The 4,201-nt window shown below is 62.8% G+C and carries 6 protein-coding genes; 5 read left to right on the forward strand and 1 reads right to left on the reverse strand.

The window, feature by feature from the left end; translation table 11 throughout:
- From RMO81_RS13575 to RMO81_RS13595, 5 genes are all read left to right on the forward strand, one after another.
- The coding region (locus tag RMO81_RS13575; protein WP_310476427.1) for an ABC transporter permease subunit at positions 1-390 on the forward strand (390 nt) is incomplete at its 5' end.
- A gap of 50 nt (positions 391-440) precedes the next feature.
- On the forward strand, positions 441-1,220 hold the full coding sequence (pstB, locus tag RMO81_RS13580) for a phosphate ABC transporter ATP-binding protein PstB (protein ID WP_310476432.1): 780 nt from the start codon (positions 441-443) through the stop codon (positions 1,218-1,220).
- Positions 1,221-1,270: 50 nt separating this feature from the next.
- The gene (phoU, locus tag RMO81_RS13585) at positions 1,271-1,981 is read left to right on the forward strand and encodes a phosphate signaling complex protein PhoU (protein ID WP_310476428.1); all 711 of its coding nucleotides are present in this window, start codon (positions 1,271-1,273) and stop codon (positions 1,979-1,981) included.
- Between the two features lie 33 nt (positions 1,982-2,014).
- On the forward strand, positions 2,015-2,737 hold the full coding sequence (gene phoB, locus RMO81_RS13590) for a phosphate regulon transcriptional regulator PhoB (protein WP_310476429.1): 723 nt from the start codon (positions 2,015-2,017) through the stop codon (positions 2,735-2,737).
- Between the two features lie 108 nt (positions 2,738-2,845).
- Positions 2,846-3,742 (forward strand): SDR family oxidoreductase, encoded by an 897-nt coding sequence (locus RMO81_RS13595; protein ID WP_310476430.1) that lies wholly within the window; start codon positions 2,846-2,848, stop codon positions 3,740-3,742.
- A gap of 77 nt (positions 3,743-3,819) precedes the next feature.
- On the opposite strand, the gene RMO81_RS13600 is transcribed toward RMO81_RS13595, so the two are convergent.
- Complete coding sequence (locus tag RMO81_RS13600) at positions 3,820-4,173, reverse strand: DUF2794 domain-containing protein (RefSeq protein ID WP_310476433.1); 354 nt, start codon at positions 4,171-4,173, stop codon at positions 3,820-3,822.
- Between the last annotated feature and the right edge of the window lie 28 nt (positions 4,174-4,201).

The raw sequence follows: 4,201 nt of genomic DNA on the forward strand, positions 1-4,201 counted from the left end.
GCGTCGCGGGTGGCCATCAAATCCGTGCCGCCGTCGATCCGCGATGCGGCGCTGGGCATTGGGGCTTCGCCCATCCAGGTGGTGTTCCACCATGTGCTGCCGCTGGCGCTGCCCGGCATCATGACCGGCACCATCATCGGTATCGCCCGCGCGCTGGGGGAAACCGCGCCGCTGCTGCTGATCGGCATGCGCGCCTTTGTCACCGATGTGCCGCAGGGCTTCACCTCGCCAGCCACGGTGTTGCCGATGCAGGTGTTCCTGTGGTCGGATGACGTGCAACGCGGCTTTGTCGAGAAAACCTCGGCGGCCATTCTGGTGCTGATGGTGATCCTGATCGCCATGAACAGCCTGGCCATCTATCTTCGCAATCGTTTCGAGAGGCGCTGGTGAACACCAATCCTGCCCAAAATCCGGCCATCGGTCACAACGCGCCGTCCAAGATGACAGGAGCCCTTGTTGGCGCTGTCCCCAAGATGACCGCGCGTGACGTGAACGTTTTCTATGGCCAGAAACAGGCCATCAAGAACGTATCCATCGACGTGTCCGCCGAACATGTGACGGCGTTCATCGGCCCGTCGGGCTGCGGCAAGTCCACCTTCCTGCGCTGTCTGAACCGCATGAACGACACGGTAGACGGCGCCCGCGTCGAAGGCCGCATCGAACTGGACGGCCAGGATGTCTATGCCAGCGGCATGGACGTGGTGCAGCTGCGGGCCCGGGTTGGCATGGTGTTCCAGAAACCCAATCCGTTCCCCAAGTCGATCTTTGAAAACGTCGCCTATGGCCCGCGTCTGCACGGCTTGGCCCGGTCCAAGGCCGACATGGACGAGATCGTGGAATCCGCGCTGAAACGCGCCGGCCTGTGGGACGAAGTGAAGGATCGGCTGGCCGAAAGCGGCACCGCCATGTCGGGCGGGCAGCAGCAGCGCCTGTGCATCGCGCGCGCCATCGCCGTTGATCCCGAAGTCATCCTGATGGACGAGCCCTGCTCGGCGCTCGATCCGATCGCCACGGCCCGCATCGAGGAACTGATCGACGAACTGCGCGGCCGTTATGCCATCGTCATCGTGACCCACAACATGCAGCAGGCTGCTCGCGTTAGCCAAAAGACGGCATTTTTCCACCTCGGCACTTTGGTGGAGTATGATGACACGTCGGCGATCTTCACCAACCCGAAGGCAACCCGCACCAAGGATTATATCACCGGACGTTACGGCTGATCCGCCCCCAAGATCCGCCGTTTCGCAACCGCCCCTGAAAGGCACAACCCATGGCAGAATTCGCCGCCCACACCGTCAAGAGTTTCGACGAGGATATCGCTCAATTGCGCGCAGTGATCACGCGCATGGGCGGCCTGTGCGAAACCCAGATCGCGCAAAGTGTGGATGCACTGATGAGCCGTAACGCCGAAGCGGCGCAGGCCATCATCGACAATGACAAGCGCCTGGATGCGCTGGAAGCCGAGGCGGAGGCGCTGGCGGTGCGCATCATCGCCCTGCGTGCGCCGCTGGCCGATGATCTGCGCGAGATCGTGGCAGCGTTGAAGATTGCCGGCGTGCTGGAACGCATCGGCGATTATGCCAAGAATATCGCCAAGCGTTCAACCGTCGTTGCCCTGTCGCAGCCGGTCGCCCCGGCAGTGATCATCCCGGAAATGGCCCGCGTCGTGGTGGAAATCATCCGCGACACGCTGGATGCCTTTGTTGATCGTGATCCGGTGAAGGCGTTGGCCCTGCTGCAGCGTGATCAGCAGGTGGACGAGTATTACAACTCGCTGTTCCGCGCGCTGCTCACCTTCATGATGGAAAATCCGCACTATATCACGCCGTCGACCCACCTCTTGTTCGTTGCCAAGAATCTGGAACGGATTGGTGATCACGCCACGTCGGTGGCCGAGATGGTTTACTACTCCGTCACCGGCGAGCGTCCGGCTGAACGGCCCAAGAATGACTTCACCTCAAGCGTTTACAATCCCCAGTAACTTTGGCCCGAATAGCCCCCAGGAGTTCGCCCCATGCGCGCCAAGATCCTGCTTGTTGAAGATGACGCCAGCCTTGTCGAGCTGGTGACCTATAATCTTGAGAAGGAAGGCTTTGACGTGGTCCGCACCGGTGACGGTGAGGAAGCGTTGACGCTGGCCGAAGAGGAAAAACCCGATCTGGTCATCCTCGACTGGATGATCGCCAATCTGTCGGGCATCGAGGTTTGCCGCCGCCTGCGCCGCGCGCCGGCCACGGCCAACCTGCCGATCGTCATGCTCACCGCACGCGGCGACGAAGCAGACCGGATCCGCGGCCTCGAAACCGGCGCCGATGATTATATGACCAAGCCGTTTTCCCCGCGCGAGCTCGTTGCGCGCATCCGCGCCGTGCTGCGCCGTCTGCGCCCGGCCCTGCAGGGCGGCGCGCTGGAATTTGCCGGCATCGCCATGGACACGACCGCTCACAGGGTGACCCGCGAGGGCCGCACCGTGCAATTGGGCCCGACGGAATTCCGCCTGCTGCGCCACTTCCTCGAACATCCCGGCCGCGTGTTCAGCCGTGAACAATTGCTCGATGCCGTGTGGGGCCGCGATGTCTATGTCGAACAGCGCACAGTTGATGTGCACATCCGCCGCCTGCGCAAGGCGGTGAATGCCGGCCCGGGCGGCGCTGAACTGGTCGATCTGATCCGCACCGTTCGTTCGGCTGGCTATTCGCTGGATGCGGCGCCAGTGGCGGCTCAGGCCGCCGCTTGAACGGTCGCTTCTGGCAACCTTGCCCCGGAATCGCTTTGCAGCACCCGCCGGCTTGTTTAAACGGCGCTCTGCAAACGTGATTCCATTGATTCAGGGGTAAAACATTTCATGACCATCAGTTTTGAAGGGCGTGTCGCCATTGTCACCGGCGCTGGCGGCGGCCTTGGCCGGGCCTATGCCCTTGATCTGGCGAAGCGCGGTGCCAAGGTGGTGGTGAACGATCTGGGCGGTGACCGCGATGGGTCAGGGGCATCGTTGTCGGCGGCGCAGGCCGTGGTCGATGAAATTGCGGCCTTTGGCGGCGAAGCCATGGCCAACGGCGCCAGCGTTACCGATATGGCGGCCGTCGAAAAGATGGTGGCCAACGTGAAAGAACGCTGGGGCCGCGTTGATATCCTCATCAACAATGCCGGCATCCTGCGCGATCGCACCTTCATCAAGATGACGCTGGACGATTTCCGCACCGTGATCGATGTGCACCTGATGGGCAGCGTCAACTGCACCAAGGCGGTGTGGGAACTGATGCGCGAGCAGGGCTATGGCCGCATCCTGATGACCACCAGTTCGACCGGCCTGTATGGCAATTTCGGCCAGGCCAATTATGGCGCGGCAAAACTCGCGCTGGTTGGCCTGATGAAGACGCTGGCGCTGGAAGGTGCCAAGTACAACGTCCACGTCAACACCATCGCCCCGCTGGCCGCCACCCGCATGACCGAGGATCTGATGCCGCCGGCCATGCTGGAGAAGCTTGGCCCCGAAACCGTGGTGCCGGCGTCGGTCTATCTCGTGTCGGAAGACGCGCCGACCAACGTCATCCTCAACGCCGGCGGTGGCGGCATCGAACGCGCCTATGTGACGCTGACCCGCGGCATCCATCTTGGCGCCGACGAGTTGACCGCCGAAAACGTGGCGGCGCGTTTTGCCGAGATCAGCGATCGCACTGGCGAAGTCGCCCCGGAAAATGGTGCTGCGCAGGCCCAGATGGCGCTCGGCGGCGGTCGCTAAGCCCGGTTCCTGAACACGAAAAAGGCGGTCCTTTGGGGCCGCCTTTTTTCGTGGAGAAGGTCAGGCAGGGACGGCATTCAGCTTTCTACGGCCTTCAGCAGACGCCGCTCCACTACGGCCAGCACGCCGGCCAGTTCGTGGCCGCGTTTGAGCACGACGCCGCCTTCGCCATACAGCACCCATTCGCCCTGGCGTTGGCGCAGGGCAGGGTCCTTCACCAGTCGCACTTCAGGATTTTCGGCGGAACGGCGAAAGGCCGAGAAGCTTGCCACCTTGGCGCCCAGTTCCAGCGCATAATCGCGCCACAGGCCGGCGGCGACCATGCGGCCATAAAGCGACATGATGCGATCAAGTTCGAGGCGGGTGAAGGCGACCTGCCCAGAATTTGGGCGGGTGCCTGAGGTGACGGCCAGCGGGATGACGATGCTCACACGCGAAATGTGGCGCGCAGCAGCGCCG

Source organism: Sandarakinorhabdus sp. (genome assembly GCF_031422795.1).
Taxonomy (GTDB): domain Bacteria; phylum Pseudomonadota; class Alphaproteobacteria; order Sphingomonadales; family Sphingomonadaceae; genus Sandarakinorhabdus.